The 24,299-nt window shown below is 71.8% G+C and carries 15 protein-coding genes, 1 other RNA gene and 1 pseudogene; 12 read left to right on the forward strand and 5 right to left on the reverse strand.

Annotation, left to right across the window (positions count from 1 at the left end; translation table 11 throughout):
- Window positions 1–732 (forward strand): annotated as a pseudogene (locus ABD879_RS13100) (hypothetical protein); the annotation flags it as partial.
- Between the two features lie 249 nt (window positions 733–981).
- Window positions 982–5,820, forward strand: coding sequence for an NAD-glutamate dehydrogenase (locus tag ABD879_RS13105; RefSeq protein WP_345021033.1), 4,839 nt, complete (start codon window positions 982–984; stop codon window positions 5,818–5,820).
- Between the two features lie 90 nt (window positions 5,821–5,910).
- Here ABD879_RS13105 and ABD879_RS13110 read toward each other — a convergent pair whose 3' ends face one another.
- Both ABD879_RS13110 and prfB read right to left on the reverse strand, forming a co-directional pair.
- Window positions 5,911–6,879 (reverse strand): DUF8094 domain-containing protein, encoded by a 969-nt coding sequence (locus ABD879_RS13110; protein ID WP_345021035.1) that lies wholly within the window; start codon window positions 6,877–6,879, stop codon window positions 5,911–5,913.
- A gap of 99 nt (window positions 6,880–6,978) precedes the next feature.
- Window positions 6,979–8,106 (reverse strand): peptide chain release factor 2, encoded by a 1,128-nt coding sequence (gene prfB / locus ABD879_RS13115; RefSeq protein WP_345021037.1) that lies wholly within the window; start codon window positions 8,104–8,106, stop codon window positions 6,979–6,981.
- 165 nt (window positions 8,107–8,271) lie between these two features.
- Here prfB and ABD879_RS13120 point away from each other — a divergent pair, with 165 nt between their 5' ends.
- Window positions 8,272–9,333, forward strand: a complete 1,062-nt coding sequence (locus ABD879_RS13120) for a DUF8094 domain-containing protein (protein WP_345021039.1) — start codon at window positions 8,272–8,274, stop codon at window positions 9,331–9,333.
- Between the two features lie 86 nt (window positions 9,334–9,419).
- Here ABD879_RS13120 and ABD879_RS13125 read toward each other — a convergent pair whose 3' ends face one another.
- Window positions 9,420–9,602 (reverse strand): hypothetical protein, encoded by a 183-nt coding sequence (locus tag ABD879_RS13125; RefSeq protein ID WP_285492261.1) that lies wholly within the window; start codon window positions 9,600–9,602, stop codon window positions 9,420–9,422.
- A gap of 1,927 nt (window positions 9,603–11,529) precedes the next feature.
- Here ABD879_RS13125 and ftsE point away from each other — a divergent pair.
- From ftsE to ssrA, 6 genes are all read left to right on the forward strand, one after another.
- Window positions 11,530–12,219, forward strand: a complete 690-nt coding sequence (gene ftsE, locus ABD879_RS13130) for a cell division ATP-binding protein FtsE (RefSeq protein ID WP_285492260.1) — start codon at window positions 11,530–11,532, stop codon at window positions 12,217–12,219.
- Window positions 12,220–12,388: 169 nt separating this feature from the next.
- On the forward strand, window positions 12,389–13,294 hold the full coding sequence (gene ftsX / locus ABD879_RS13135) for a permease-like cell division protein FtsX (RefSeq protein ID WP_345021041.1): 906 nt from the start codon (window positions 12,389–12,391) through the stop codon (window positions 13,292–13,294).
- A gap of 90 nt (window positions 13,295–13,384) precedes the next feature.
- The gene (locus ABD879_RS13140; RefSeq protein ID WP_345021043.1) at window positions 13,385–14,638 is read left to right on the forward strand and encodes a S41 family peptidase; all 1,254 of its coding nucleotides are present in this window, start codon (window positions 13,385–13,387) and stop codon (window positions 14,636–14,638) included.
- A 4-nt stretch (window positions 14,639–14,642) separates the two neighbouring features.
- Window positions 14,643–15,116 carry an SsrA-binding protein SmpB gene (smpB, locus tag ABD879_RS13145; RefSeq protein ID WP_345021045.1) on the forward strand — a complete coding sequence of 158 codons (474 nt, stop codon included), beginning with the start codon at window positions 14,643–14,645 and terminating at the stop codon, window positions 15,114–15,116.
- 9 nt (window positions 15,117–15,125) lie between these two features.
- Entirely contained in the window at window positions 15,126–17,150 is a 2,025-nt protein-coding gene (locus ABD879_RS13150) for a penicillin-binding transpeptidase domain-containing protein (protein ID WP_345021048.1), read from the forward strand.
- A 336-nt stretch (window positions 17,151–17,486) separates the two neighbouring features.
- Window positions 17,487–17,860: a transfer-messenger RNA gene (gene ssrA, locus ABD879_RS13155) on the forward strand.
- A gap of 573 nt (window positions 17,861–18,433) precedes the next feature.
- On the opposite strand, the gene ABD879_RS13160 is transcribed toward ssrA, so the two are convergent.
- Window positions 18,434–19,672: an MFS transporter gene (locus ABD879_RS13160; protein WP_345021050.1), complete on the reverse strand. Its 1,239-nt coding sequence runs from the start codon at window positions 19,670–19,672 to the stop codon at window positions 18,434–18,436.
- Between the two features lie 44 nt (window positions 19,673–19,716).
- Between ABD879_RS13160 and ABD879_RS13165 the strand changes: the two genes are divergently transcribed.
- Together ABD879_RS13165 and ABD879_RS13170 are read left to right on the forward strand one after the other, a co-directional pair.
- On the forward strand, window positions 19,717–19,917 hold the full coding sequence (locus ABD879_RS13165) for a hypothetical protein (RefSeq protein ID WP_345021052.1): 201 nt from the start codon (window positions 19,717–19,719) through the stop codon (window positions 19,915–19,917).
- Between the two features lie 49 nt (window positions 19,918–19,966).
- Window positions 19,967–22,081 carry a WD40 repeat domain-containing serine/threonine protein kinase gene (locus ABD879_RS13170; protein WP_345021054.1) on the forward strand — a complete coding sequence of 705 codons (2,115 nt, stop codon included), beginning with the start codon at window positions 19,967–19,969 and terminating at the stop codon, window positions 22,079–22,081.
- Between the two features lie 38 nt (window positions 22,082–22,119).
- Here ABD879_RS13170 and ABD879_RS13175 read toward each other — a convergent pair whose 3' ends face one another.
- On the reverse strand, window positions 22,120–22,836 hold the full coding sequence (locus ABD879_RS13175) for a GntR family transcriptional regulator (protein ID WP_345021056.1): 717 nt from the start codon (window positions 22,834–22,836) through the stop codon (window positions 22,120–22,122).
- 253 nt (window positions 22,837–23,089) lie between these two features.
- Here ABD879_RS13175 and ABD879_RS13180 point away from each other — a divergent pair, with 253 nt between their 5' ends.
- The gene (locus ABD879_RS13180) at window positions 23,090–24,274 is read left to right on the forward strand and encodes an ABC transporter substrate-binding protein (RefSeq protein WP_345021058.1); all 1,185 of its coding nucleotides are present in this window, start codon (window positions 23,090–23,092) and stop codon (window positions 24,272–24,274) included.
- The last annotated feature ends 25 nt before the right edge of the window (window positions 24,275–24,299 follow it).

The following is a 24,299-nucleotide window of genomic DNA, read 5'->3' on the forward strand; positions in this document are numbered from 1 at the left end:
CGCGCGGACGGCGCCGCCGACGGCCCGGCCGACCGCACCGGCGACCGCGACCCGGTGTCCGGGCGGACCCAGGCGATCGGCGCGGTCGGCGCCGAGCGGGCCGACGACCGCGACCGGGAGCCCGAGCGGCTGCCGACCCCCGCCGAATGGGCCGCGCAGAACACGCTGCCGCCGAACGGCGCGCCCGACCGGCCCGCCCTGCCGGCCGCGCTGCGGGACCGCCGCAGGCTGGCCGCGCTGGCCGGGGCCGCCGCCGCGATCATCGCCATCGTGATCACCTCGGCGGTGCTGGCGTTCAGCGGCAACGACAAGACCGGCAAGACCGTCGGCGACCACAACCAGGGCCCCACGCCCGCCGGCGTCGTCCCCTCCGCCGTGAACGACGACGACCGCCCGACCAACACGCCCACGTCGGAGGAGACCGCGTCGCAGGAGGAGCCGTCGTCCGCGCCCACCGGCTCGGGGGCGCCGACGGACGACATGTCCGGGGGGCCGTCCGGCACGCCCTCCACGACCCCGACGACCGACGCCCCGGACGACGACGGGCCCTCCAGCCCGTCGACCGACAAGCCCGGCACCGACGAGCCGGGCACCGGCGACCCCGGCACCGACCCCGGCACCGGCGAGCCCGGCACGGGCACCCCGAGCAGCCCGTCCGATCCCGGCTCGGGCGGCACCGGCGGCAGCGGCGGCGGCAGCGGCGGCGGCAGCGGCTCCGGCGGCGACAGCTGATCGTCCGGCCGCCTGCGGGCGGCCGGACCGGCGTGCGAAATCGCGGTGAAGACGCGGTCACAGGGCATCGAAACGGCGGAGACGTGGGGAAGGCCACGGCCGTGTCCTGGGCGCTCGGGTCGGCTTTGCGGCTTTTCCTGGTTACGCTGACGCAGTGAGCGGCGCCACAACGAGGTGGCGACGTTGCTCGTGGGGGGACGCCCTCCCACGCCCCCTGCCCGGGGGAAAGAGTCTCGATGGGGAGAGTCGATGGGCGGCAAGCTCGATCAAGCCAAGGATGATTTGCTGCGGAAGGCGGCGCAGACCTGGGCGCAGGGCCCGGGGAGCAAGGGGATCGACCTCGACGACGCGGTCGAATACCTGCGCCTCTACTACCGCCACGTGGCACCCGAGGACCTGCTGGACCGCGATCTGGTCGATATCTTCGGCCCCGCCATGGCGCACCGGCTGCTCGGCGAGGAGCGGCCGCAGGGGCGGGCCAAGGTGCGGGTGTTCACCCCCACCGTGGAGGAGTACGGCTGGGACCCCGGCCACACCGTCGTGCAGGTGGTCACCGACGACATGCCGTTCCTGGTCGACTCGGTCACGATGGAGCTCAACCGGCACCAGCTGACCACCCACCTGATCGTCCACCCGCTGCTGGGCGTCGACCGCGACGTGGCCGGGCACCTCAAGGCATTCCGCCGCAAGCTCGACAACGCCACCGACCTGGACGAGTCGTGGATCCACATCGAGGTGGACCGCACCAGCGACCGCGCCGTCCTGGAGCAGCTGGAGAAGGACCTGCTGCGCGTGCTGAACGACGTGCGGGTCGCCTTCGAGGACGAGCCGAAGATGCGCGCCCGGGCCGGCGAGATCGCCACCAGCCTGCGCTACGACCCGCCGCCGCTGCCGGAAAAGGAGCTGGACGAGGGCGTCGAGCTGCTCGACTGGCTGGCCGACGGCCACTTCACCTTCCTCGGCTACCGCGACTACACGCTCACCGACGACGGCACGGCGCTGCGTCCCGAGCCCGGTACCGGCCTCGGCATCCTGCGCGCCGACAAGCGGGAGTCCGACAGCTTCGCCGCGCTGCCGCCCGAGGTGCGCGAACGCGCCACCGAGAAGCAGCTGCTGGTGCTGACCAAGGCCAACTCCCGGTCCACCGTCCACCGGCCCCTGTACCTGGACTACATCGGCGTCAAGAAGTTCGGGCCGGACGGCGAGGTGATAGGCGAGCGCCGCTTCCTCGGCCTGTTCACGCACGTGGCCTACAGCGCCTCGATCGCGCACGTGCCCGTCCTGAAGCGCAAGCTCGCCGAGGTCCTGGAACGCGCCGAGTTCACCCCCGACAGCTACGACGGCCAGGACCTGATCGAGATCCTGGAGACCTACCCGCGCGACGAGCTGTTCCAGATCTCCGTCGACGACCTGCTGTCGATCGCGCTCGGCGTGCTGCGGCTGCGCGAACGCCGCCACCTGAAGCTGTTCCTGCGCAAGGACACCTACGGCCGCTACATGTCCTGCATGGTGTACCTGCCGCGCGACCGGTACACCACCCGGGTGCGGCTGCGCATCCAGGAGATCCTCAAGAACGCCTTCGAGGGCGTCTCGGTCGACTACAGCGCCAACGTCACCGAGTCGGTGCTGGCCCGGCTGCACGTGGTGGTGCGGGGCGAACGCGGCCGCCCGCTGCCCGACGTCGACGTCGAGGAGCTGGAGGCCCGGCTGGCCGCCGCCACCCGCTCGTGGGCCGACGACCTGGCCGACGCCATCGTCGAGCAGTGCGGCGAGGAGCGCTCCGGCGTGCTGGCCCGCCGCTACGGCGACGCCTTCCCCGAGGGCTACAAGGCCGACTTCCCGGCCCGCACCGCCGTGGCCGACCTGCGCCGCCTGGAGGAGCTCACCGAGGACGGCCAGACCTCCATCAACCTGTACGAGCCGTACGGCGCCGAGCCCGGCGAGCGGCGCCTGAAGCTCTACCGGCAGGGCCCGCCGATCTCGCTGTCGCGGGTGCTGCCGCTGCTGCACAACATGGGCGTCGAGGTGATCGACGAACGGCCGTACGAGATCCGCCCGGCCGACCGGCCCCGCGCCTGGATCTACGACCTCGGGCTGCGCTACGACCCGCCGGAGGGGGTGCCCGAGGAGGACATCAAGGACCTGTTCCAGGACGCCTTCGCCGCCCTGTGGCGCGGCGACATCGAAAACGACGGGTTCAACGCGCTGGTCCTGCACGTCGGCCTGAACTGGCGGCAGGCGATGGTGATGCGCGCCTACGCCCTGTACCTGCGGCAGATCGGCACCACGTTCTCCAAGCGCTACATCGAGCAGGTGCTGCTGCGCAACGCGCAGATCACCCGGCTGCTGGTGCGGTACTGGGAGAGCCGCCTGGACCCGGCCCTCGCCGGCGGGGAGGACGAGCGCAGCGAGGCCATCCACGAGGAGCTGAGCGGCCTGCTGGAGGAGGTCGCCAGCCTCGACGAGGACCGCATCCTGCGCGCCTACCTGGCGATGTTCGAGGCCACCCTGCGCACCAACCACTTCCAGCGCAAGCCCTACCTGTCGATCAAGTTCGACCCCTCGCGCATCCCGGACCTGCCGCAGCCCCGCCCCACCTACGAGATCTTCGTGTACTCGCCGAAGGTGGAGGGCGTGCACCTGCGGTTCGGGTCGGTGGCGCGCGGCGGGCTGCGCTGGTCGGACCGCCGCGAGGACTTCCGCACCGAGATCCTCGGGCTGGTCAAGGCGCAGGCGGTGAAGAACACCGTGATCGTCCCGGCCGGGGCCAAGGGCGGCTTCGTCGGCAAGCAGCTGCCGCCCGCCTCCGACCGCGAGGCGTTCATGAACGCGGGCATCGCCTGCTACCGCGACTTCATCTCCGGGCTGCTGGACATCACCGACAACCTCGTCGACGGCAAGGTCGTCCCGCCGCCCGACGTGGTGCGGCACGACGGCGACGACCCCTACCTGGTCGTGGCCGCCGACAAGGGCACCGCCACGTTCTCCGACATCGCCAACGAGGTCGCCGCCTCCTACGGCTTCTGGCTCGGCGACGCGTTCGCCTCCGGCGGCTCGGTCGGCTACGACCACAAGGCGATGGGCATCACCGCCCGCGGCGCCTGGGAGTCGGTGAAGTACCACTTCCGCTCCCTCGGCAAGGACGTGCAGAACGAGCCGTTCACCGTCGTGGGCATCGGCGACATGTCCGGCGACGTGTTCGGCAACGGCATGCTGCTCAGCCGGCACATCAAGCTGGTCGCCGCGTTCGACCACCGGCACATCTTCCTCGACCCCGACCCCGACCCCGAGCGCTCCTACGCCGAACGCGAGCGGCTGTTCAAGCTGCCGCGCAGCTCGTGGGCCGACTACGACAGCTCGGTGATCTCCCGCGGCGGCGGCGTGTACCCGCGCACCGCCAAGTCCATCAAGATCACCCCGGAGGTGCGCGAGGCGCTCGGCCTGGACCCGGGCGTCACCGCGCTGACCCCCTACGAGCTGATCCACGCCGTGCTGTGCGCGCCGGTGGACCTGCTGTGGAACGGCGGCATCGGCACCTACGTCAAGGCGTCCACCGAGAACAACGCCGACGTCGGCGACAAGGCCAACGACCCGGTGCGGGCCAATGCCTCCGAGCTGCGCTGCAAGGTGATCGGCGAGGGCGGCAACCTGGGCGTCACCCAGCTCGGCCGGATCGAGTTCGCCCGCCGCGGCGGCCTGGTCAACACCGACTTCATCGACAACTCCGCCGGGGTGGACACCTCCGACCACGAGGTCAACATCAAGATCCTGCTCGACCAGGCGGTGCGCGACGGCGAGCTGACCGGCAAGCAGCGCGACCAGCTGCTGTACGAGATGACCGACGAGGTCGCCGCGCTGGTGCTGCGCGACAACTACGCGCAGAACGTGGTGCTGGCCGCGTCCCGGGCGCAGGCCCGGTCCATGCTGCACGTCCACACCCGCTACATGCGCAAGCTGGAGCGCGACGGCCGGCTCAAGCGGCGCCTGGAGTTCCTGCCCGACGACAAGGCGCTGGCCGAACGCCGCCAGGCCGGGCACGGCCTGACCGGCCCGGAGTTCGCCGTCCTGCTGGCCTACGCCAAGCTGTCGCTGGACGCCGAGCTGAACTCCTCCGACCTGCCCGACGACCCGTACCTGGAGTCCTGGCTGGTCGACTACTTCCCGACCCCGCTGCGCGAGCGGTTCCGCTCCTACATGGACCGGCACCCGCTGCGCCGCGAGATCATCACCACCGCGGTGGTGAACGACCTGGTCAACAACTCCGGCACCACGTTCATGTTCCGGGTGAACGAGGAGACCGGGGCCTCCCCGTCCGACGTCGCCCGCGCCTACCTGGTGTCGCGCGAGGTGTTCGACATGCCGCGGTTCTGGCGGACCGTGGAGGGGCTGACCCACCAGGTCGACGAGTCCACGCAGATCAGGATGCGGCTGGAGGCGCGCAAGCTCACCGAGCGCGGCGCCCGCTGGCTGCTGCACAACCGGCGGCCGCCGTTCGACATCCGGGAGACGATCGACTTCTTCGCCGACGGCGCCCGCACCCTGGGCGCGCTGCTGCCCAAGGTGCTGGTCGGCCTGGACCTGGCGGCGTTCGAGCAGCGCCGCGACGGCTTCGCCGAACGCGGCGTGCCCGACGAGGTGGCCGAGGCGACCGCCATGATGGTGCCCGCCTTCTCCACCTTCGACCTGGTCGAGATCGCGCACGACACGGGCCGTCCCGTGGAGGAGGTCGCCGAGGTCTACTTCGACGTCGCCGACCGGCTGCAGCTGTCCCGGCTGCGCGAACGCATCATCGCGCTGCCGCGCGACGACCGGTGGCGGTCGATGGCCCGCTCCGCGCTGCGCGACGACCTGTACGCCGCGCACGCCGCGCTGACCCGCGACGTGCTGATCACCAGCGAGTCGGGCACCCCGCCCGAGCAGCGCCTGGCGCACTGGTCGGAGAAGAACAGCGTTGCGGTGCGCCGCGCCCAGCAGACCCTCTCGGAGATCTGGGAGAGCGACACCTTCGACCTGGCCACCCTGTCGGTCGCGCTGGGCGCCATCCGCACCCTGGTCACGGCCAGCGCGCTGCCGACGACGGAGGCGTGAGCTCGGGCGAGGCAGGTGACCGTCGGGCGCCGGTGCGTCTCCACGGCAGCGGTCGTCGACGAGGGGACCCGCACCGGCACCCGACGGTGATCAGGAGGCCCTCGCCGCGACGGCCTTGCGGTACATGCCGCCGACGGCGGCGTGCCCCGAGGCCGGCACGGTGGCCAGGTACTGCACCAGGACGGTGGCGTCCAGCCGGGTGCGGGCCGCCTTGGCGGGGGCCAGGCCGGTCAGGTCGCCGGTGACGGCGAGCTTGCCGAGCCGGGCCGCCCGGTAGCTCTCGTGCTGGCGCAGCACGTACCACACCAGCGCGCCCCCGTCCTTGGTGCGCAGCGCGTACACCGGCGACGAGTCGGGGGTGAACCGGGTGTGCAGCCGCACGCCGTTCTTGCGCAGCCCCACTTGGGCCTGCCGCAGCGCGTCGTAGGACTGCGTGGTCTGCGGGCCCGGCGCCAGCACCCCCGCGCCCGGCGCCTGCGGACCGCCGCTCAGCAGCGCCGCGTGCGCCGCGCCGATCCGGGACGGGCTGACCGCCAGCCCCGACGCGCCCGGCGCCACCGCCTGGGCGTACCCGTCGCCGTCGAGCCGCACCCGGGACATCTCGTCGCCGCCCGGGTGCGGGGACGCGGCCAGCAGCCACGGCGCCCCCGCCGCGGCCTGCGTGAACACCAGCGCGTGCCGGGTGGTGCGGGGCTGCTTGGCGCCGGGCGGCGTCGCGGAGGTCACCGTGTCGGCGGCGAACCACCGCGGATACCCCTGCATGCGCGGGATGTAGAACACCGACTGGACGAACCGCACCGGCGTGAACGGACGCCGGGCGGCGCGGCCCAGCCGGAACGCGGCGCGGTCCATGGCGAGCTGCGGGTCGGTCTCGACGGCGGCGAGCGCGTCGCCGTCCAGCCGCTGCCCCGCCTTGTTGGCGGCGTCGGCGTACCGCGCCAGCACGCGCTGCGCCTCGTCCTTGCTCAGCGCCGGAGGCGGCGCGGACTCGCCGCCGCCGCACGCGGCGGCGAGCAGCAGGACCGGGACGGGCAGGACGACGGCTGCGCGGACGCGCATGGCGGGCCCCCATGAGGACGAGTGCAGAACCGCCCGCCATCATCGCAGAGTGACCGCGAGGTCACGCAGCGAATCCGAAAGCCGTCCGAAATGCGGGGGCTACTCGGCGGCGCCCTCGGCCTCGGCCTCGCGCTGCCGCAGCCAGCGGATCTCGGCCTCGATGAACTCGTCGATCTCGCCGTCCAGCACCGCGGCCGGGTTGCCCGCCTCCACGCCGGTGCGCAGATCCTTGACGATCTGGTACGGGTGCAGCACGTAGTTGCGGATCTGCGTGCCCCAGCTGGTGGTGGTCTCGCCGCGCAGCGAGGAGATCTTCTCCGCCTCCTCCTGCCGCTTGCGCTCCAGCAGCTTGGCCTGCAGCACGCTCATCGCGGTGGCCTTGTTCTGCAGCTGGCTGCGCTCGTTCTGGCAGGACACCACGATGCCGGTGGGGATGTGGGTGATCCGCACCGCCGAGTCGGTGGTGTTCACGCCCTGGCCGCCGGGCCCGGACGACCGGTACACGTCGATGCGCAGGTCGTTCTCGTCGATCTCGATGTGGTCGCTCTGCTCCACCACCGGCACGACGTCCAGGCCCGCGAACGAGGTCTGCCGCCGCCCCTGGTTGTCGAACGGGGAGATGCGCACCAGCCGGTGCGTGCCGTGCTCGCCGCGCAGCGTGCCGTAGGCGTAGGGGGCCTTGACCGTGAACGTCGTCGACTTGATCCCGGCCTCTTCGGCGTAGGAGGTCTCGTAGATCTCCGTCGGGTAGCCGTGCCGCTCGGCCCAGCGCAGGTACATGCGCTGCAGCTGCTGCGCCCAGTCGGCCGCGTCCACCCCGCCCGCCTGGGCGTTGATGGTGATCAGCGCCTCGCGCTCGTCGTACTCGCCCGACATCAGGGTGCGCACTTCGAGCTGCTGGATCTCCTTGCCGAGCGCGGCCACCTCGTCGTCGGCCTCGCGGCGGGTGTCGGCGTCGTCCATCTCGGCGGCCAGCTCGTACAGCGTGGCCACGTCGTCCAGCCGCTGCCGCAGCCCCTCGACCCGGCCGAGCTCGCTCTCCAGGTACGACAGCCGCCGCGTCACCTTCTGCGCGCGCTCCTGGTCGTTCCACAGCTCGGGGTCGGCGGACTGCTCGCGCAGCTCGGCGATGTCGCGCCGCATACCGTCCAGGTCGAGGACCTGCTCGATGCCGGTCAGCGTCGAGTCGAGCTCCTTGAGCCGCTCTTGCGGGTCGATGGCTGCCACACTGAGAGCTTATCGCCGTCGCGGCAGTGCCCCGGGCGGCCGCGCCCGTCCGAGCAGGGGATTCGATCAACGCATTCGATCAATAGGCTGTGGATGGCAGAATCACGGATCAGCATGGCGGATCGGATCAGCGGAACGGACCGCTCGGAACAGCCGGGGGCAGGCGTGGCGGCGAATGCGGTGTGGGGGTCGTTTCGCGCCGCCTCGGTCATCGCCGCCGTGACGCTGGCGGCGGCCGGCTGCGCGGGCAGCGAGCCCGAGGCCCGGCCCACCGTGCTGGTCACCGCCACCACGCCCGAGCCCGAGCCGCTGACCCACCAGGTCGCCGAACGCGAGTTCCGCGCCTTCGTCACCAACGACGACGTCGCCCGCGCCGCCGGCGACGAGCGGCTGGCCCTCACCTGGACGTCCGACGGGCAGTCGCAGCTGACCGCCGCCGAGTTCCGCAAGGCCGCCTACGACGGCGACCCGGTGAACCGCTACCAGTACGGCGAGCCCCAGCTGATCGTCCCGAAGCTCAAGACCGACATCTACCCGCACTGGTTCGTGGCGGCCGTGCCCCGCACCGTCCAGGGCAAGCCCGAGAGCACCCGCACCGCGCTCATGGCGTTCATCCGCCGCGGCCCCGGCGACCGCTGGCGGCTCAGCCTGACCACCGAGCTGCTGCCCAAGACCAAGCTGCCCAAGATCTCGGTGGACGACGACGGCTACGCCACCGCGCTGAGCACCACCGACGACACGATGCTGATCCGCCCGCGCGAGGTGCCGGGCATCCAGGCCACCCTCGCCTCCGAGGGCCCCGACAGCGTGGCCCGCAAGGTCATGCGGACGGGCAAGTACACCTCCGGCTACTACACCCAGGTGCGCAAGGCCGTGCGCAAGGCCAAGGAGAAGGACCTGACCCTCCAGCTGGTGACGGTGGCCACGTCGTTCCCGATCTTCCCGCTGCGCACCGCGGACGACGGCGGGCTCGTCCTTTACTCCCTGGCCCGCAACGGCCAGCTGACCGCCGACGACGCCGGCAAGGGCGCCACGCCGCCGGTCCCGCCCGAGGCCGCCCACCTGCTCGACGGCACGGACGAGGGCAGCGACATCACCACGTCCGAGGTCTTCCAGTTCGCCGCCACCGACCCGCCCCGCACCAAGAAGGGCAAGGCCAAGGCCGACATCATCGCCCAGGCGGGCACCATCACCAAGGCCGGCACCCGGCCGTCGCGCACGTCCTGACCGCTACCTGTGGCGATCGCCGCGCCCCGCCGCCCCGGTCACCCGGGCTGTGAAAGTTGCGCACGGCCCGGCGGGCAGCGGGGGGCTCAGTACATCCGCTGCAGAGCCAGCGCCAGGAAGAACAGAAGGACCAGGACCGCCAGGATCACCGTGGGGGAGAAGGGGCCGCCGTGGCGGTGCATCTCGGCGCGGGCGTTCCGGCAGGTCGGGCAGCGGCCCTCGACCACCGGACCCGAGCAGCGGGCGCAGATCAGATGTTCGCAGCTCATTCGGCTGCCTCTCTCGCTGGAATGCGTACCTGTCGCTTGAGAACCAAAGCACTCGTTCGCCAGCATTCAGCCTATCCCGACTGTAAAGTCCCTTAGCGTGCCGGGGCGTGGACCGGTCGAGGCGATCGATCTCCGCCCCTACACTGCACGGGGGCCGATCGGTCCGGACTCCCGGACCGGGAAGCCCTCCATCGAAGGAGCCGGGCCGCCGGGAACCTCGCACCCCCCGGACACCGGTCGGCTCCGCCCCCCCAGGGGCTCCAAGGGGCCTGCGGTCCCCATGACAGAGGAACTGCCGGAACGAGGTGGGAGTGTGCCGATGGCCTACGACTACACCTCGACGGCCTCGCGCAGAGCCCCCGCACCGCATGGCACCGCCACGGCATCCGAGCCGCTGCCGTCCAGCGCCGAAGGTGTGGCGAAGTCCTCAACAGACCGCGGGGAAGCGCGAAAGCGCGCCGACGGCACGCACCCCTCGCCTTCCCCGAGTGCAGAGCCACGTGCTCCCAGCGAGCGGCCAGCGCCGGTTGAGCTGCGGCTTCGTGACCGCGCCGACCGGGACGCAACGGACGTCCCAACGGGACGCTCTCCCGTGGAAGCGGGACGACGTGCCGGTGGCGTGCGACCTCGGCGGTCCTCCAGCGCCGTGTCGCCGTCCGTCGGCGGAGGTGTGGCGAAGGCAGCGGGGCGCTCCGCCGACGAAACGAGAGAGCGTGTCGGGAGGCATGCCGACGGCATGCAATCGTCGCTCTCGCCGAGCACCGCGGCCGTTCGGCTGTTGCAGTCCGGCGCTGCTATGACGGCCGTTCCGGCGGGGTGTCCTTTCGGAGGGGGAGAGCCTGGCGATGGGGTGCGTCCGTGGTTGCGCCCGAGCGCAGTAGCGGTTGAGCTGCGGGTCCGTGGTGGTGCTGGCTGGGGTGTGACGGACGTCCCGACGGGTCGTTTTGCCGGAGAAGCGGGTGAGCGTGCCGCTGGCGTGCGACCGTGGCTTTCTCTAGGCGCAGCGGCTGTTCGGCCGTTGTCGTCCAGCGCCGAAGGTGTGGCGAAGTCCTCAACAGGTTGCTCCCCGGGGGAAAAGGGACGGCGCGCCGATGGTGTGCGTCCGTGGCCGTTGGGGTGCGTCGGTGGGGATGTGATGGAGCTTCCAGGGGGGCGTCCCCCTGGGGGAAAGGCGGGGCGAGTCGGGGAGCGCGCTTCCAGCGTGCGGCCGAGGCTGGCTCCGAGTGCAATGACGGGGGTCCTGGGGGGGCGTCCCCCTGGGAGTGTGGTGGAGAGGGCCGTGGAGCATGCCCCTGGCGTGCGTCCGTGGCTGTCTCCAGGTGCGGTGGCGGTTGGGCTGCGGGCCGGTGGTCAGGGTGTGACGGGCCCAACGGTCCGTGCTTTTGCCGACCTGTCTCCGAACGCTGTGGCGGATGGGCTGCTGCTCGCTACTGAAGGTCCAACGGGGGTTCCAGGGGGTCGCCCCCCTGGAAGAAAGATGAAGCGAGAGAGGGAGCATGCCTCCGGCATGCGACCATGGTCGCCCTCAAGCGCAGCGGTGGATGGGCCGTTGCTGCTCGTCGCAGAAGGTCCAACGGGGGTTCCAGGGGGTCGCCCCCCTGGAAGAAAGACGAAGCGAGAGAGGGAGCATGCCCTCGGCATGCGACCATGGCTCGCCCCGAGCGGAGTATCATCTCGCCCCAGGCGGGTTGACGAACGGGCCGGAGGGCGGCACGCTCGTCCGGCATCGGCCGGTGACCCGAGGGCGCGGAGTGCACGCTGCGGCTCCACGGCTCCGCCGGGTCGGTGGCCCGCGGGGGCCGGATGCCTCCGCTCACGAACCGCTACCGACAAACTACAGTCCGCTTCATGCGGCGACAAGATGGAAGACGCGATTCCTCCCGTTCGTGACCGCGCGGGTCCCTCGCAGGAATGGTGCTGAACCGCCGTGATCCACTTCGATAACGTCACCAAGGTCTACAAGAGCCAGAACAGGCCCGCACTGCAGCATGTGAACGTCGCCATCGAGAAGGGGGAGTTCCTCTTCCTGGTGGGTCCCTCGGGTTCCGGCAAGTCGACCTTCCTGCGCCTCATCCTGAAGGAGGAGCGTCCCACCCAGGGGCACGTGCACGTGGCCGGCAAGGACCTCAACCGGCTCAGCAACTGGAAGGTGCCGCACCTGCGCCGCCGCATCGGCTGCGTGTTCCAGGACTTCCGGCTGCTGCCCAACAAGAACGTCTTCGAGAACGTGGCGTTCGCGCTGGAGGTCATCGGCAAGCCGCGGCGCTTCATCCAGAAGGTCGTGCCCGAGGTCGTCGACCTGGTCGGCCTGGAGGGCAAGGCCCACCGGATGCCGCACGAGCTGTCCGGTGGTGAGCAGCAGCGGGTGGCCATCGCCCGGGCGTTCGTCAACCGGCCGATGATCCTGCTGGCCGACGAGCCGACCGGGAACATCGACCCGGCCACCTCGATCGGCATCATGAAGGTGCTGGACCGTATCAACCGCACCGGCACCACCGTCGTCATGGCCACCCATGACGCCGCCATCGTGGACGCCTTCCGCAAGCGCGTCGTGGAGCTGGAGGACGGCCGGGTCGTCCGCGACCAGTCGCGGGGCGTGTACGGCCAGGCGTACTGACGGGCCGGCGCGGTGAACCTGGCGCGGGCCCCGGGCGTACCTTCCGTCGCGTGGGAGCGGCCCGCTTCCGACCGACGAGACCGACCCACCCGGACCGACCGAAGAGACTGACAGAGCCTGACCGGACGCACGCTCCCGGCGGGGCACAGGCGATCAAGGACAGCGAGGCATGCGCGTACAGTTCGTTCTCCAGGAGATCTGGATCGGTCTCCGCCGGAACCTCACGATGACCGTCTCCCTGGTCATCACCGTCGCCATCGCCATGGCGCTCTTCGGTACCGGGCTTTTGGTGCGGGCGCAGGTCGAGTCGTCCAAGAGCTACTGGTACGACAAGATCGAGGTGTCGATCTTCCTGTGCGCCCAGACCAGCTCCAACCCGCAGTGCAACAAGCAGGACGCCACCGAGCAGCAGAAGCAGCAGATCAAGGCGGACCTGGAGAAGCTGCCGGAGGTCGCCAAGGTCGAATACGAGAGCAAGGCGCAGGCGTGGGAGCGGTTCAAGGAGCGCTTCTCCACCACCCCGGGGTTCGTGCAGAGCACCCGCGAGGGTGACATTCCCGACTCGTTCCGGGTGCGGCTGAAGGACCCGGAGAAGCACCAGACGGTGGCGCAGGCGATGCTCGCCCGCCCCGGCGTCGACCAGGTGATCAACGAGAAGCAGATCCTGGACCGCTTCTTCCGCATCCTCGGCGGTCTGCAGTGGGCCGCGCTGGTGATCGCGCTGATCCAGGTGATCGCGGCGGTGCTGCTGGTGGGCAACACGGTGCGGCTGTCGGCGTTCAACCGCAGGCGGGAGACCGGCATCATGCGGCTGGTCGGCGCGTCCAACACCTACATCCAGATGCCGTTCATCCTGGAGGGCGCGATCGCCGGCCTGATCGGCGGGCTGTTCGCCGCCGGGCTGCTGGTGCTGAGCAAGTTCATGCTGGTCGACCGGGTGGCGAGCCAGATGCAGTTCGCCAGCAACCTCGGCTGGGGGACGGTGGTGGCCGTCACCATCGTGTCGATCTGCTTCGGCGTGCTGCTGTGCGCAATCGCCTCGTTCCTCACCCTGCGCCGCTACCTGAAGATCTGACGGTGCCGGACCGCGGGCCCGTCCCGCCGCCACGCCGCCCCACCGACCGTCGGAGCCTTCCGCCGGAGGCGCGATGCATAAACTGACCGCATGTTCCGGTTGACCGGTCGCGGGCTGCGCGTATCGGCCGTCGTGGTCGCGGTGGTGTGCGCCTATGCCGCCGGAATGATCACCGGTGGCGGGCCTCCCCCCGAGCGGCGGGCGCGCGGTTCGGCCGGGACGTCGCTGCTGGACGAGGCGGCCACGCGCATCGGCCGGGCGGCGGCGCAGCCGGTCGACCGCGGCAAGCTGGACCGCGCGGCCATCGACGGCATGCTGCGCACCCTCGGCGACAAGTGGGCCCGCTACTACTCCGCCAGCGAGTTCGACGACTTCCAGGGACGCATGAACGGCCGTTACAGCGGTGTCGGGCTGTGGCTGGGCACAGGCGACGGCGGGGGCGCGCGCAGCACGTCCGCGCCGGGCGGATCCGGCGACCGGCGCGTCCGGGTGGCCAGCGTCCAGCCCGGGTCGGCGGCCGAGCGGGCGGGCGTACGGGTCGGCGACGTGATCACCAAGGTGGGCGGCGCCGACGTCACCGGCTGGGACGCGGGCCGCGTCGCCGCGGCGCTGCGCGGCCGGCAGGGCACCGGCGTCGACCTGAGCGTCGACCGCGACGGCGAGGAGCGGCGGTTCCACCTGGTGCGCAGCCCCGTGGCCGGAAGCGACGTCACCGTCGCCGACCTGGCCGACCGGGCCCGGATGATCCGCATCGGGGCGTTCACCCGCGGCGTGGGCCGCGCGGTGCGCGGGGCGCTGACCGGCGCGTCCGGCCGACCCCGCGGCGGCGTCCTGCTGGACCTGCGCGGCAACCCCGGCGGGCTGCTGGACGAGGCGGTGGAGACGGCCTCGGCGTTCCTGCCCGGCGGTCCGGTGGTCACCTACGAGCGGCGCGGCGAACGCGGCATGATCACCGAGCGGCGCGACGTCACCCGGCCCGGCGACGCGCAGACCCCGCTGGTCGTGCTGGTCGACGCCGGCACCGCCAGCGCCGCCGAGGTGGTCGCGGGGTCGCTGCGCGACCGCGACCGCGCGGTGATCGTAGGATCCCGTACTTACGGGAAGGGGTCGGTGCAGGAACCCATCCGGCTGGCCGACGGATCCGCGATCGAACTCACGGTCGGTCGCTACCGGACGCCCAGCGGCCGTAACCTCGACGGCGTGGGGATCGACCCGGACGTGGCGGTCTCCGCAGACCGTCCCCCCAAGGAGGCCGAGCGGCGCGCCCAGGAGGTGCTGCGCGGGCTGCTCGCCACGCTGCCCGAGCCGCGCTCGGGCGACGTGCTGGACAAGGACCGAGGCTGATCACGTGCCACGCGAGACAGGGCGCAAGCTCATCGCGCAGAACAAGCGCGCCCGCTACGACTACCACATCGAGGACACGTGGGAGGCGGGCCTGGTGCTGATGGGCACGGAGGTGAAGGCGCTGCGCGCCGGCCGTGCCTCGCTCGCCGACGGCTACGCCCACGTCAGAAACGGGGAGGTGTGGCTGGAGAACGTGCACATCCCCGAGTACCTGCAGGGCACCTGGACCAACCACGCCCCCCGGCGTCCGCGCAAACTGCTGCTGCACCGGCGCGAGATCGACAAGATAGCCGGTAAGGCGGACGAGGCGGGGTGGACGCTGATCCCGCTGTCGCTGTACTTCAAGGACGGCAGAGCCAAGGTCGAGATCGGCCTGGCCCGTGGTAAGAAGACCTACGACAAGCGGCAGGCCATCGCCAAGCGCGAAGCCGACCGGGAGATGCGGCGGGCGGTCGCGGCACGGTTCAGGAGACGGTGAAGGGTGTCGATGAGCAGCCCGGGTCGGAGCAGTAGCGCGTCAGACGGGTTCGGGCGGCACGGCGGCGGACGCTGGGGCCGGCGGCGGCGTCCCAGGCCGTCCGCGCCGCGCCGGGTGGTGTCGGTGGCGGGATGCGGCCTGCTGGTCGCGTCCGTGACGTCGGGCTGCTTCGCCGAGCCGTCCGCGATGCCGACCGTGCGGGACTTTCTGATCGCCTGGGAGGTCGGCAACTACAAGGCCGCGGCGCGCAAGACCATCGGCGCCGACCGGAAGGCGGTGGCCGAGCAGCTCGGCCAGCTGCGCCGCCAGCTGGACGCGGCGTCGCTGCGGCTCGGCCTCGGCCTGCCCACGCAGCCGGGCGGCACGCCCGCCAAGGCCATCACCAAGAACGGCGACAACGCGGTGGCCCGGTTCGCGGTGAAGATCGACCTGGGCGAGAACGGCCAGCCGTGGACCTACGAGGGCCGGATGCGGCTGCGCCGGGTGGACGGCGACTGGAAGGTCGTCTGGGACCCGTCCATCATCCATCCGCGGCTGCGGCAGGGCATGCGGCTGGCCGTGCTGACCGAGGTGTCGGCGCGCGCGCCGATCTACGACTCCGACGACCGGCGCATGCTGCGCAACGTCCGGACCGACATCGTCGGCGTCTATCCCGGGCAGCTGCGCGACCCGGAGAAGACGCTGGAGCAGCTCACCAAGGTCACCAAGATCGACGGCGGCCGGAAGCTGGACACCGAGCGGCTGGTCGGCCGGGTCAACTCGGCGCCGCCGGAGCGGTTCCTGCCGCTGCTGACGCTGCGCCACCCGCAGGGGGTGGCGATCGCCCAGCGGATGCCGCAGAACTCCGGGCTGCGCGTCCAGACCATCTGGGCGCCGATCCAGTCCAGTGCCGCGCCCGAGCTGGTCGGTGAGCTCGGCCCCGCCACCGCCGACCGGCTGCAGCAGGTGGGCGCCCCCTACCAGCCGGGCGACACGATCGGCGTGAGCGGGATCCAGCTGCTGCTGCAGCGGTGGCTGGCCGGCACCCCGACGGTCCGGGTGGTCGCGCAGGACCCGTCCGGCCGCAACGTCCAGGAGCTGCGTTCGTGGGTCGGCCAGGAGCCGCAGCCCGTCCGCACCACCCTGGACTCCAGGTACCAGAACAGCGCGGACCAGACGCTGGCCAGGGTGCCCGCGGCGGCGTCCATGGTGGCCCTGCGCCCCAGCACGGGCGAGGTGCTGGCGGTGGCCAACAACAAGCTGGCCGGCGGCCGCAACCTGGCCATGGAGGGCCAGTACCCGCCCGGGCTGACGTTCTCGATCGTCTCGGCGGAGGCGCTGCTGCAGCGCGGCCTGACCAAGAACACCCAGACCGAGTGCCCGGCGACCGCCACCGTGGGCGGCCAGACGTTCAGCAACCCCGGCGGCCGGGCCCGCGGCAAGAAGAGCCTGCAGCTGAACTTCGCCTACTCCTGCGCCACCACCATCGCCCAGCTCAGCACCCGGCTGGACACCGCGACGCTGATGGCCGAGGCCAAGCGCTTCGGCCTGGGCCAGGACTGGGGCCTGACCGTGCCCGCGTTCACCGGGACGGTGCCGACGCCCCGCAACGACGCCGAGAAGGCCGCCGTCGCGATCGGGCAGGGCGGGGTGCGCGTCAGCCCCCTGGCCATGGCCCTGGTCGCGGGCGCCGTGGAGACGGGCAGCTGGCGGCCCCCGTACCTGCTGCGCTCCCCGCAGGACCCCTCGTCGCGGTACCCGGCGCAGGCGCTGCCGTCCGTGGCCACGTCCGACCTGAAGGACCTGGTCCGCCGGTCGGTGTTCCAGGGGACCGCGCGGGACGCCGAGGTGTCCAGCGGCGGCAAGGTGTCGGGCGTGTACGCGACGGCCACCTACACCGAGAACGGCAAGGAGAAGGTCGTGTCGTGGTTCGTTGGCTCCCGCGCCGACACGGCCCTGGCCATCGCCGTGGAGGGCCACTACAACGCGGCCCAGCTGGCGTCCACCTTCTTCCGGGGAGGCATCCCGGCGACGTCCGCCGGGGCGGCCCGCTGACCGCCGCCGTTACGGCCGTCTGGACGCCCGTCGCGGCTTTGTTGGGTCTTTACCCGGGAGTCGCAACCATCCGCGGGCTCCCGGTCGTCTTTACAGGTGACTGAGACACCGCTTGGGGGGTTGCGGACTCAGTCGCCGTGATGAGACCAGAGCCTCGTCTCGGGGGAGGCTCTGCCGTCCGGACCGGCCCGACCCTGCCGGTCAGCCCCGGTGGGCGCGATAGCGTCGCCCACCGGGGCATCACGCTGCCCGCGGGGAATTCCCTTGGCGCGAGGCGCGTTATCCTTGTAACGTCAGTCGACGGGACGTCCGCCGTCCCGGTTGACAACTGAACATGGGGGTGACCGGTTTCGACTTCGGTCGGTCGAAGCAGGGGAAGCGGGCCGAGGGTTGCGGTCGTGACCTCGTAAATCCCAGTGACCGCAAACCAATAACTGCCAACCAGAAGCAGTCCGAGTTCGCCCTCGCCGCCTGAGCGAGGCCGAACTCTGTCGGCCCGGGAGCGTCTCCGACCCGGGATCCGGCATCATGAGGAGACTCAACCTGCGCACCCGGTCGCGGGGTGCGTAGGGACATCCAACAGCGACTGAGCCCGTCGGCGACTCGCCTGCGAGAGCGCCGGGGCCGAGAAAAGCGCCTAGCAGGCTGCGCCCGGAGAAGCCCTGCCTCATCACCGAAGGACGCGGGTTCGATTCCCGCCACCTCCACTTCGCGGGCGACGTGTGGTCGCGGCCCCTGCGGGGTCGCTTCCCGCGGCTCGTTCCGGATTCCTCCCAGGGGGGCGACCCCCTGGAACCCCCGTTGGGCCCTGTGCTCGGTGAGCTGTGCTCGCCTCTGCGCAGGGCCTGTTGTGTGTTCGGGGGCGGTGTTTGCGGCTCCGTGTTCGTTCCGGGGGGCTCTTGGGGGCTTGCGTCGGATCCTAGGTTGTGTCCGCGGTCACGTGCCCGCCTCCAAGGCAGCCGCCCTGCTGACACCGCACAGCGGTCGAGAACCACGCCAACCGCCCCGAAGCAAGACGCGGCACCGCCACCCCGACGCCAGGCCCGGCCCGCCGCCACCGGGCCGGACCACCCCGGCCACCGCTGATCCACCGGACGCGCCGCTGTGCCTTGTGAGGGTGGCCCTCGGAAACCGCTGTGGGCCCTGCTCGGAGAGCAGGGCCCATCGTGTTTTGGGGGACGTGCGGTTGTGGGGTTCTGGCTTCTCTCGGGGCGCTTCTGGGAGGTCGCCTCGGGGTGGTGGGCCCCGGGCCGTCGGGGTGGGGGACGGCCCGGGGAGCGCAATCAGGAGTGGACGGCCGCCGGGGTCTGTTCGGCGGTTGCGGTCTCCTGGCGCATCGACGTGAAGGAGATCGCGGCCGCGCCGAGGGCGCCGATGAGGGCGAACGCGTAGAAGCCCCACGGGTAGGCGAGCCCGGCCGACAGCAGGGAGCCGCCGAGCAGCGGGCCGCAGATCGCGCCGATGCGGCCGACTCCGGCCACGGCGCCGAGGCCGGTCGCGCGGCTGGCCACCGGGTAGGCGCGGCTGACGGCGGCGTAGACCAGCACCTGGGCGCTGAACACGAAGCAGCCCGCGAGGAAGACCGCCGCGTACAGGCCGACGCTCGGCAGCTTGATGCTGAGCAGCGCCAGGAACACCGCCGCGGCGCCGAACCAGCCGATCGTCGCCGGCCGCACGCCCCGGCGGTCGGCCACGTATCCGGCGAGGAACAGGCCGGCGATGGCGCCGAGGTTCAGGGTGAGCAGCAGGCTCAGCGCGGCGCCGAGCGGGTAGCCGGCCTGGCGCATGATCTCCGGCAGCCAGGTGTTCAGGCCGTACACCAGCAGCAGACCCATGAAGGAGGCCACCCAGAACGCCAGCGTCGTGCGCAGCAGGCCGCCCCGGAACAGGGTGCCCACCGTGGCGGCGGTGGCCGGCTTCGCCTCACCGGACGCGCGGGCGGCCAGGAACGAGGTGGACTCGGGCAGGTACCGCACCATGAGCGGCACCAGCACCAGCGCGGGCAGGGCGCCGATCACGAACATGGAGCGCCAGCCCAGCGCCGGGATGACCGCCATGCCCAGCAGGGCGGTGAGCACGGCGCCGACGTGGTAGCCGGTCATGATCGTGGTGGTGGCGCTGCTGCTGCGGCCCCGCCGGGCGTGCTCGCCGACCAGCGTGATCGCGGTGGGCAGGCAGCCGCCCAGGCCGAGACCGGCCAGGAAGCGCAGCAGGCCGAACACCGCGGCCGACGGTGCGACCGCGCACAGGACGGTGAACACCGAGAAGGCGATCACGGAGGCGATCAGCGCTTTGCGGCGGCCGACGATGTCGGTGATCGCACCGATCGCCAGCGCGCCGATGGTCATGCCGACCAGGCCCACCGTGGAGACCGCCGACGCGGTGCCCGGGGTCAGGTCCCAGACGTGCTCGCGCAGCAGCACCGGCAGGACCGTGCCGAGCACCACCAGGTCGAAGCCGTCCAGGAGCACGGCCGCCCAGCAGAGCGGCAGCGCCCAGGCACGAGCGGGGTGGGACGCCATGAGCGACCTCCTGTGAACTGCCTCACGGGAAACGGGTGGCGTCCATGCTTGCGGCAGGTCAGCGCGTTGCCGCGGATCTTTTTCCGCTGAATGGAAGGGAATTGCTGACGATCAGTAACGTCTCGGTCGCAGCAGCTCGGCGGGGCGAGCACATCGAAGCCTTTGCCGATGCCCCGGTGCGGAACATCCGGTCCGGTGCGAATGCCCGCGATGTGTTTGCGGAACGTCAGCGGCCGGTGGTGTGATTTATCCCGCCCGGCGACGGGGGTGGTTGCCGAGGAAGGGAACAGGGGCGTGGAAACCGGAGCGGTGCTCGCCGGCAGATACCGGCTCACCAAGCGGCTCGGCCAAGGCGGCATGGGAGAGGTGTGGGCCGCCGAGGACACGCAATTGCGGCGGCAGGTCGCGGTGAAGATCGTCCTGGGGAACATGCACGGCTCGGCCACCGTGGTCGCCCGGCTGCGCAGGGAGGCCGAGAACGCCGCGCAGCTGCAGCACCCGGGGATCACCGTGGTGCACGACATCGGGGAGCACGACGGCCACCCGTTCTTCGTGATGGAGCTGCTGGACGGCACCGACTTCACCGAGATCCTGGCCCGCCACCCGCGCGGCCTGCCCGTCGACCGGGTCCTGGAGACGGGGGCCGCGGTGGCCGACGCGCTGGCCTACGCGCACCGCCGGGGCGTGGTGCACCGCGACATCAAGCCCGCCAACCTCATGGAGCTCGCCGAGGGCGGCGTGAAGATCTGCGACTTCGGGATCTCCCGGTCCGCCGAGGCCACCGGGCTCACCGCCACCGGCGGGATGCTGGGCACGCCCGCCTTCATGGCTCCCGAGCAGTACGAGGGGCGGCCCGCCGACGCCCGCACCGACCTGTACGCCTTCGGCTGCACCCTGTACGCGCTGCTGACCGGCGACGCGCCGTTCAAAGGCGAGACGGTGCCCGCGCTGATGCGCCAGCACCTGACCGTCGCACCGGTGCCGCCGTCCCGGCACCGCCCCGACGTCCCCGCCGAGCTGGACCGGCTCGTCCTGTGGCTGCTCGCCAAGAACCCCGCCGACCGGCCCGCGTCGGCCGAGGAGGTGGCGGCGCGGCTGCGCGCTCTGGCCTCCGGCTCCGCGTCGTCCATGGAGCAGCCGCCGTCCTGGTCGCCGACGCCGAACCCGAGCCCGGCTCCGACGCCTCCGCCGGTGAATCCGGCCCCCGCCGCCCCGTACCCGGGTGTCCACCCCGCTCCCGGCGCCCAGACCCCGCAGCCGTGGCCGATGGGCGCCGCCCCCGCCCCGAACGTGCCGCCGGCCGCGGCGGCCGGGCCCGGGCCGGGCGGCCCGCACGCCCAGCCCGCCGCGGGCGTCGGGCCGGTGCCTCCGCCGGTGGCCGGGATGCCGCAGGGCGGTCCGCCGCCGCGCCGCAAGACGGGGCGCCGCGCGTTCCTGCTCGGCGGGTTCGTCGTCGTGGCCGGCGCGGCCGCGGGAGGGATCCTCTTCGCTGCCGACCGCGTGCTCAACGCCGACCAGTCGGAGAACACCATCCTCAAGGGCCACACCGACGACGTGCACGCGGTGGCGTTCAGCCCGGACGGCCGGACCCTCGCCTCGGGCGCCAAGGACGGCACGGTGCGGCTGTGGGACGTCGCCGGCGAGCGCGCGGTCGCCGTCCTGGACGACTACGGGGAAGAGGTCCACTCGCTGGCCTACAGCCCCGACGGCAGGATCCTGGCCGCCGGCGGGATGGGCGACGGGGTGCAGCTGTGGGACACCAGAACCAGGAAGGCTGGCGCCCTCCTCAAGGACAAGAGCATCGACATCTCCTCCCTGGCGTTCAGCCCGAACGGCAGGATCCTGGCCGCCGCCGACAGCGGCAGCCCCTCCATGAGGCTGTGGGACATGTCCACCCGGCGGGTGCGCGCCGAGCTGGAGGGCCTGGCCTACAACGCCGAGTCGGTGGCGTTCAGCCCGGACGGCAAGATCCTGGCGATCGGCAGCAACCAGAACCCGGTGACGCTGTGGGACGTGGCGAGCGGGCGGAACATCGCCGAGCTCGGCACCCACGACGACGGCGTCTTCGCGGTGGCGTTCAGCCCGGACGGCAAGACCGTGGCGTCCGGCGGAGGCGACAAGAAGGTGCGCCTGTGGAGCGTGGCGCGCAAGCGCATGATCGGCACCTTCGACGACGCCGCCAACTGGATCAAGTCGCTCGCCTACAGTCCGGACGGCAAGTACCTGGCCGCCGGTGACTCCGACGGCACGACGTGGGTGTGGGATCTGGCCACCAACCGGCCCACCACCTACAAGGTCCGGGTGATGACGGTCGACGCGGTGGCGTTCAGTCCGGACGGCAAGACCCTGGCCACCGGCCACGTCGACCACACGGTGCGGCTCTGGAAGATCGGGTCCGGCACCGAATGAGGCGCCCCCTGCGCTGATCCGGGGAGGCGCGGCCGGGCTCAGGCGTCCTGCAGCAGGGCGGCGGCCGGTCCGGCATCCCCGTCCGCGGCGAGGGCCGTGCGGAGCCGGCGGGCCGCCTGGACGCCCAGGCTGGTGTCGATGTGCTCGCGCATCACCGCGGCGGCGCCCTCGGCGTCCCCGCCGATGACGCAGTCCAGCAGCGCCTGGTGCTCGGCCGCCTTCTTGTCGCGTTCGGCCTGGCTGCGTTCGACCTCCAGGGCGAGCCGCCGGTACCGGTCGGCCTTGTCCCACAACCCGTCGAGGGTGCTGATGAGCAGGTCGTTGTGGGAGGCGCGGTAGATCGCGGCGTGGAAGCGGCGGTGCGCGACCAGCTGCTCGACCGTGGGCTCGCCGGGCAGGGGGCGCAGGCCGTGGGCGGACTCGCGCAGGGCGCGGATGTCGTCCTTGGTGCGGCGTTCGGCGGCCAGCGCGGCCGCCAGCGGGTCCAGTGAACGCCGGATCTCCAGCAGGTCCCGGGCCTCCTCGGCGGTCAGCGGCGTCACCCGGGCGTCCCGGTGGGCGTCCAGGTCCACCAGGCCGTCGCTTTTGAGGCGGCGCAGCGCCTCGCGCAGCGGGGTGGTGCTGATGCCGATGTCGCGCGCGAGCTTCGCCTGGGGGATGACCGACCCCGGGGGGAGCTCGCCCGACAGGATCCGCTCCCGGACCTGCACGTAGGCGAACTCGGCCTTGGTCATGGGCTCCGTCGGCTGGCTCATGGGCCCCCCATCGCGTCGGTCACCCTTATAGCCTACACCACCCTTGTCGCGTCCGGATCGGCCGCGTCGAACGTCCGAACCATCCCGCCTGTCGAGCGCACACATCCTGGTCCGAGCGTAACCGGGGAAGCGGGCCGACCAAAAAAATCATGCCCGGGGGTTGACGTCATAGGTTATAACGAAGCAGAGTGGCGGCCATCACACCTCGCCATCCCACCAGACGGGTCCGCCCTGACCGAGGAGGGAAACCCACATGCCTGCTTCGTCGATCCGGTGGCCGCTGCGCCCCCGGGGCCGGCTGACACGGCCCCGCCGCACCCGCCTGGCGCTGAGCCTGGGAGCCGCGGCCACGGCCATGGGGCTGCTGGGCGCCTGCGGAGGCGGAGGATCGCACCCGGCCAACGTCGTGGCGACCGGGCAGGCGCCCTCGTACTACCCGGCGGACTACAGCCAGGTCATCGAGGCGTCCAAGCGCGAGGGCGGCACGCTCGCCATCTACTCCAACACCGACCAGGAGAACTGGGCGCCGATCTTCCGCGACTTCCGCCGCAAGTACCCGTGGATCACCAAGATCTCCGCCAACAACCTCGACAGCGACGAGGTGTTCCAGCGGGTGCTCAGCGAGCAGGCCACCAACGGGTCGCCCGCCGACGTCCTGGTCTCCAACGCCGCCCAGGGGTGGGCGGAGTTCGCCGCCAAGAAGGGCACGGTGATGGAGTACAGGTCGCCGGAGGCGGACAAGCTCCCCGACTTCGCGACCCTGCTGCCCAACGTCTACACGATGTCCGTCGATCCCCTGGGCATCGCCTACAACAGCTCGATGCTGCCCAAGGAGCCGACCGGCATCCAGGACCTCGCCGACATGGTCGCCGGCGACCAGGGCAAGTACCGCAACAAGATCACCACCCGGGACGTGGACGGGGCGTTCGGCTTCACCGTCTCCCACGCCTTCACCACCGCCCGCCCCGGCTCCTGGGCGTCCCTGCAGCGGATCCTGCCGCTGGCCCGCCCCGAGACCTCCTCGGGCACCCAGCTGGAGAAGATCATCTCGGGCGAGTACTACGCCGGGTTCTTCATCAGCGCCGCCCCCGCCTACCCGATGATCGCCAACAGCGGCGGCCTGCTGAAGCTCGCCTTCCCCAAGGACGGCACGGTGGTGCTGCCCCGGGGCATCGGCATCAACGCCAAGGCGCCGCACCCGGCCACCGCCAAGCTGTTCACCGACTTCGTGCTGTCGGAGGAGGGCCAGCGGGCCCTCGCCGAGGGCGGCCTCACCTCCTACCGGGAGGGCGTGGAGTCCCGCGAGGACCGGCGCACCTACCAGGAGCTCGTCCGCCAGGTCGGTGCGGGGAACCTGGTGTTCGTCAAGTACACCCACGTGGCCGACGACCAGGTCAAGGCCTTCGTCTCCCGGTGGAACGGCCTGCTCGGGCAGTGACCCGGGCGAAGGGAACGCATCCGAT

Origin of the sequence: Actinomadura keratinilytica (genome assembly GCF_039539665.1) — a bacterium.
Taxonomy (GTDB): Bacteria; Actinomycetota; Actinomycetes; order Streptosporangiales; family Streptosporangiaceae; genus Spirillospora; species Spirillospora keratinilytica.